This window comes from Citrobacter sp. CtB7.12 (assembly GCF_001297795.1).
Taxonomy (GTDB): domain Bacteria; phylum Pseudomonadota; class Gammaproteobacteria; order Enterobacterales; family Enterobacteriaceae; genus Citrobacter_A; species Citrobacter_A amalonaticus.
In genome coordinates this window covers 1-6,147 of sequence record NZ_LIFT01000037.1, presented here as the reverse complement: position 1 = coordinate 6,147, position 6,147 = coordinate 1, and the positions used below count along the sequence as shown (strand labels likewise).

Genomic DNA, 6,147 nt, shown 5'->3' with positions numbered 1-6,147 from the left:
CGCGCCTTGCTGGTGTTCATGAATTTCTCAAATCCCGGAATAGTGGCTGATAATGCTCTGAATGCTTCACGCGTCGGACCGATAAGGCGCTGATGTTCTCTGCCGAATAAAGAAGCTAAAGATCCACTCAGTTTGATAGTTGTCATGACTTCTGCACATGGATTCATAGTATTCAGCCCTTCTGATTTTCTTCAATGTACCGCTCAGCCATTTCAGGAATAAGGTCAGCAACAGTTGAAGCACGGCTTACCGCCCTGTTTACCTCAACTTTGATAGCATTGGAGTAGCGAGTCTCCATGTCCGGAAATTTACGGTTTATTGTCAGAGGAAGACTATCCATGATTGAACCGATTTCTGCGGCAAGTTTCGCAAGGACATAAGTGGCAAATGCAGTATCAATAACCTCGCCTGTTTCACGGGCATTCTTCAACTCCTGCGCATCTGCCTGGGCGTTCGTCAGGCGAATCCGGGCCTTTAACAGTTCAGCGTCATCAATGTCGCCGCCCTGATCCATAATTTTACTCAGCTCATTTTCAACCCTGTTACTCACCACGCTGGCAACATCATAAAATGCCTCACGCCCGATACGCTGTATCGGTTCGATGCCCCATTTGTCGAAAGCTGTCACACCGACCTTACAGCTTTTTGCCATGTTCTTCTTATTCAGTAGATGCTGAGCCATTTTCCACCTTTATACCGTTTTTTTAATGCTCAGGTGGGTGTATTGAAGTAATAAAAACCATCTAAATCATACTGATACAACGAACAACAACACCACCACCAGCATCTCAGAAAATCTCATAAATAGCGCTATTCTGCGAGGTCGCCGCCCCGTAGTAAGCCGGATCTCCCGAAAGGACCCGCGCCCAATTACCGGGTCAATCGAGCCTGTCCGATCAGCCTACCAGCTTGCTTTTCCCATCACGGACCTGGCGGCGAACTCGTTCAGTCTTGAGGCATAGCGAAGCTTCTGGTTTGACTGGTACAGGGATCTGGCATGTCTCAGAGCAACGGGGAATGTTGTTAATCCACTCAATCACTTCACTCAGATACCAGGCCTTGCGACCCTCAGTGACCTGTACACGCGCCGGAAATTCACCACGAGCCTCGAGGTTCAGTAACGTTCTGCGGCTTAGTGTGGTCAGTTCAATCACCTGATTCATATCAACCAGGCGCTCACTTACGTTCATCTTGTCTGCCAGTTCTTGTAGCTCGCGCACAACAGAATCCGGATAGAGGGCATCGGCAGTTGCCATCAGGCTGTTTTCTTTCATTGTAATCCCCTTACACCAGTGCCAGCGGTTGAACAGAAATACCAGAGCCAACAAAGGCGGCAACCTTAGCAGAGAGGGTCGTCACAGCCTCAGGCCAGTTGAGCACGTCAACATTCATCACGCCCGCTTTATAGACCTGCGCCTGTGTCTGACTGGCGGTATCAACGGCAAAGCACGACACATACACCGCCTGTCCTGCGTTCACGCCATCCCAGACAACAAGAGCGCCAGTGGTGTTATCCTGCATCAGCGGCGTAAGCGCCGGGATAACCCCCTTACCACCAACAAATATCCCCAGAGTAGACACCAGCGCCTCGGTACCAGCCACCAGCTCAGTGTAATGCGTAGTCATGAATGCTCCTTAAGCCACTCGAACGGTGACAAAGCGGTTAATACGAGCCGGAATAGGTTGCGGCGCGGAATGGGTCTGGACGTATTCAATAGCCGGATCGCCAGGCACGATGTAATTTTTAGGCGCGAGTTCTGCTTTGGTGATCCCCATACGGATAAGTTCAGGGTCCTGAATCCCACCATAAGCCACAATCCCCTGCAGGGCCGTATTTCCAAGCACCATCAAATCAGGATCGAGAAAATATTTTTCGGTGCCGTCTTCATCGGTATAGCGACCGCTATAAACCACGATTGCAACGTCTCCCATATATCCCTTAAAGCTCACTGAATCACCCAGGTCTTTAAGTGCCGTTTCCAGTTGAGCATTTGATCCGCGACGAGTATCGAGCACATCCTTAATCGCTTTGAATGAGCGATATTTCTTCCAGACGTTTCCACCCATGATGATGATATTTGTTACCCCTTCACTCAGTTCTGAATAGGCTTCAATATCGTCATTTGGGTCAAATGTTGCCTTGTCTTTACCTGACCAGGCTGCACCACCAGACTGAATGATCATGTTCTGGGTTTTGATATTCCAGTCCAGTTCGTAGCGCTCAATACCTTCCCCTTCAATGATATTTTTCCCGGTAGTGACAGCCTGAACCGCAAGCCATTCAATACGCGCCCGGATAGCAATCGACTGTTTAAGAATGGCCTGCTTAATCTTGATATTGCGGGTGTCGAGCGTGCTGTATTGTTCTGGTGTGACACCAGCCGGGCGAACGGCCAGTTTATTTGGGTCAATACTACTCTTGGGCTTCATGTAACCCGGACGGATGGATTTTGATTCATAGCCCTCATCACGCGCCACCTTACTACCAACCATAGGTGAACAAAACGCTGCGATCGGAATATTTGGGTCGTCGATAGTGTCCAGGATGATATCGCGTGTTTCGAACGTTACCGCGCGGGTAAAGAATAAATCTGTGAAAAGGGTTTTAAGCTGCTTCTGGATATCCTCAGCACTTACAACCCGGACAAGCGTTGCTGGTGAATATAAATCTGGCATAGATTTACCTCAAAATTAAAAATACAGGAATTGTCACAGCAATAATGTTATCACTGTGAAAGCAGAATCAGATGAGTGCAATAATGTGCAATAGTGTATAAAGTTCGATGACGCAGATATACAACAGCTAACGTTCTGTTATTGTTACTTCGTTATTTCCTCCAAAGATAACAGTTTCGTTTATGTTCTTCGTGTTAGTCAAAAAGCGGGCTGGGTGTGGCCCGCTTTTTTTACAACGCCACCATATAAATTCCTCAATCATCCACGCCGACTAATTGGATCATAAAGCCTGTATTTCCACCAGCGACCGGATATATGCGAACATGTTCAATGACAGTTCCCGGCAGGCACACCCGTTAACGATGGACAATTATTCGTTCTCTTTTTTTTGTTTCATTCCAGCCACTACGCCAGAAAGAACAGGGTAGACGTTGATGACTAACATCAATGTGATCGCCATTATGAGCATTGATGCCCCTGCTTCCCCAAGTGGTTTAGTAAATAAGTTTGCAATAGCAACTATATTGATTGCATATATAACTAAGAAAAGGATAGAAATTCCCCACGCCAGCGCTCTGACAGGACCTTTTGACAGGTGTTTCTCTCGCTGTACATCAAGGGTAATCCAGGTCATATAAACAGCTATCACTGAAAAAAAAGCCCATGTGAGATAAGCCGATGAATCACGGAAAGCATCTGCCATTTCGCTAAACCAGGAAAGTATAGTTTCAATTATGTCCATATCGCTTTTCACTCTATCTTGTTGGTGGCTCTCATAGTACCAGCCGTATTTATAAAAATTAAAAATATACGTTTAAGTGTTCACCTGTTCACCTTTATGTTTTTTATATTTAATTTCATAATGTTAAGTGGTGAACACAAAAGTTATAAGTGTTCACAGGTGTTCACCCAACCATTCACCCTTTAGGACAGAAAACATTCAAAAGGTGAACAGGTGAATACTTGGTGAATACTTTAAAAATAAGTGTTCACCCCTTAACACCATGTTATAGATAGATTTTTTAGCATGGTGAATACTGGTGAACACTTATTCTATAACTTTACTCTACCACGCTATTTTCAGAAGTACCGGAACAGGATGGCATCCAGTCGTCTGAGTCATCGTGTAGCGTAACGTTTGACCTGATACCGTGCTTGGTCTTCCGCTTTTCGTACTTCTTCCCATACTCAGACATTGCGCCAGGCATATCAGTACCGAACCGCATTAGCGATACTGGCTTGCTAAGACCATTGGCCCGCATGTAAGCCAGATAAGCGTGATAGAGATACTTGCGTGGGCTGAAAGGTACTATCTCAGCATTACCGATAAACATCCCATCACATGCCACAGACGCCAGCAGGTAACCGCAGAAGTCCACCAGCGAATCTCCCTCACGCTTGATAGCCAGTGCCTCTTCGGATTTCTGCTGCTCGTGCAATAGCCGTCTGGCTTCATCCTGGTCTGCAAAGCGTGTTAGCAGGTGGCGAATCACCACCGCCAGTTCTCCTTCGATTTTCTCGGACAGCATCGAATCCCGTTCGCTTTCCGGCACGACTTCCGAGAAGTTGAATATTACGCGGCGTCGCGAAATCCCTCCGCTGCGGTCGCTGAATGTCATAGCGTTATTGTTGACCGCCAGTACCACAGCCGGAATACGGGTCGAATATGGCGCTTTATGCTTAGGATCGATAGATACCTTATCGCCGCCTGTAATGGCCTTAATCCCGGCACCATCACCAGCGTAGCGGGTCATATCCGGCATGATGATCAGTGAGTAACCGACCACCAGCGCACGATCCCTTGAATCCTCAAGCGCTTTCATGCTGGCTGATACAGTGTTAGCCCTGCCCGCAAGCATGGTGCAAATTTCCGCCATAACGCTCTTACCGCTACCGCCCGGCCCCGTTACCTCCAGAAACAGTTGCCAGTCGTAACGGTTCGCCAGCACCATAAACAGCGCCGCCAGCACCCGATCTGTTTTGCGGTCATTGTTGGCCACAGAACGACGTAGCCATTTCCAGAAGTTCGGCGCGTGGCTGGCCAGCGTCTCACCCTCCGCTGGTGGGCTGAACGGTAGCTCACTGGCGATTACCAACCAGTCTGTTTTTCTGTGCTCCCGAAATTCGCCCGCCCGGATATCAAATACACCATTACTGAAACCAATCAGGTGCCGTGCCGTTACCCCCATCGACGGCAAACTTAGTTTCATGGTATCAACAGCATTCTTCATGGCCGTCATTGAATACGGTGCATCAGCCTCGATAAAAATAGCCGCCATCTGGCGCGTAAGCGCTTTATCAGTTACAGGCGTCCAGGTAATACCGTTGTAATGGTGTACCGTGTCAGATTCCTGATGCAGTGCCAGAAGCCCGTTGTAGTGGTCAAGCAACACTTCCCCACGCTGGCTTGGTCCCATCTGACTGAGCGAGGATGTGGCGGCATCAGTAACGCGCTTTTTCTTCGCTGTTTTTGGCTGAGGGAAAACACGATTAATCCGGTCAGTGTCACAGAGAAGGTGCTTTACTTCTTCGCCGATAATCTCTGCCACCAGCGCAGTGCGGTTTTCTTTCTGTTTCCCGTTATCAGTTAATATCAGTCCCTGGTCACACAACGCCTCATAAGTTGGTCCATTGCCGGCTACGAATTCACGCATTCGCCGTGCCAGAACCCCATATGGTGAAGACTTGTCACGGTGACGCGCTACAGCGGCATCCGCACCTTTTTTATCAATAGCATGACCATTTACCCAGGAATAGACGCAGGAAAACAGAGCATCAGATATCTCTTCTGGTTTGACTATTGTGTCTGTCATTTAGGGATACCTCCGCTCATCTGGAACTTGCCAATCAGCGGGTGATACCAGTACGCCGATCCGTATTTACGTTTTGCCGCCCGAAGTACCAGTCGCGCCGCCTCCCTGAATTTCTCATCGGGTGCAATGAATCCGCCCGATTTCATCCGCACCAGCATTACCCCCGTATTTTTCGCCAGTTCTTCGGCCTTCTTGGTGGAAATACCGAACTGCGCCGCCAGCGTAGTTACCGGGGTCATACCGGGGGGGATCTCTCCTCCCTGGCTATCAGTAAGTGATTTGATCTGCGCCTCAAGGTGCAAGACCTTCTCCACCAGCACATCAACGCGACTAGTCAGTTCGTTAAATTTGACGTTGCTGATCATGCCTTGCCTCCTTTGTTACGCTGGGTACGTACATAATCCGCAGAATCACTACTCTGATTAAGCGCTTGGGCCATTCTTGGGAGGTGACGCAATACATGGCTTACAAGAACCAGGTCACGCCGGGCATCTTCATCTGCATAATCTTCTGCATTAGTTGCGTCTAGCGCCAGATTGCCAATCAGGGTGAGCGCACTACTGATGGCAAATGCGCCAGCAGCATATAAGTCGCTGGATTCAGCCAAATCCTGATCAGTGAAGTTTTTAAAATCAGGAGTGCTCTTAACAAGCTGATG

At 48.3% G+C, this 6,147-nt stretch carries 8 protein-coding genes and 1 pseudogene; all 9 read right to left on the bottom strand.

Annotation, left to right across the window (positions count from 1 at the left end):
• Window positions 1–146: pseudogene (locus tag AOY24_RS25500) on the bottom strand (tail assembly protein); the annotation flags it as partial.
• Window positions 147–172: 26 nt separating this feature from the next.
• Window positions 173–682, bottom strand: coding sequence for a terminase small subunit (locus AOY24_RS23040; protein ID WP_054177138.1), 510 nt, complete (start codon window positions 680–682; stop codon window positions 173–175).
• Window positions 683–896: 214 nt separating this feature from the next.
• Window positions 897–1,274, bottom strand: a complete 378-nt coding sequence (locus AOY24_RS23035; protein WP_054177139.1) for an AlpA family transcriptional regulator — start codon at window positions 1,272–1,274, stop codon at window positions 897–899.
• Window positions 1,275–1,284: 10 nt separating this feature from the next.
• Window positions 1,285–1,626, bottom strand: coding sequence for a head decoration protein (locus AOY24_RS23030; protein WP_054177140.1), 342 nt, complete (start codon window positions 1,624–1,626; stop codon window positions 1,285–1,287).
• A gap of 9 nt (window positions 1,627–1,635) precedes the next feature.
• Entirely contained in the window at window positions 1,636–2,676 is a 1,041-nt protein-coding gene (locus AOY24_RS23025; protein ID WP_054177446.1) for a major capsid protein, read from the bottom strand.
• A 370-nt stretch (window positions 2,677–3,046) separates the two neighbouring features.
• Window positions 3,047–3,418, bottom strand: coding sequence for a hypothetical protein (locus tag AOY24_RS23020; protein WP_054177445.1), 372 nt, complete (start codon window positions 3,416–3,418; stop codon window positions 3,047–3,049).
• Between the two features lie 319 nt (window positions 3,419–3,737).
• Window positions 3,738–5,489, bottom strand: a complete 1,752-nt coding sequence (locus AOY24_RS23015; protein WP_072185444.1) for a primase-like DNA-binding domain-containing protein — start codon at window positions 5,487–5,489, stop codon at window positions 3,738–3,740.
• Window positions 5,486–5,854: a hypothetical protein gene (locus tag AOY24_RS23010; RefSeq protein ID WP_054177444.1), complete on the bottom strand. Its 369-nt coding sequence runs from the start codon at window positions 5,852–5,854 to the stop codon at window positions 5,486–5,488. Before AOY24_RS23010 ends, AOY24_RS23015 begins: the two co-directional genes overlap by 4 nt.
• The coding region (locus AOY24_RS23005; protein ID WP_054177443.1) for a hypothetical protein at window positions 5,851–6,147 on the bottom strand (297 nt) is incomplete at its 5' end. The genes AOY24_RS23005 and AOY24_RS23010, both read right to left, overlap by 4 nt.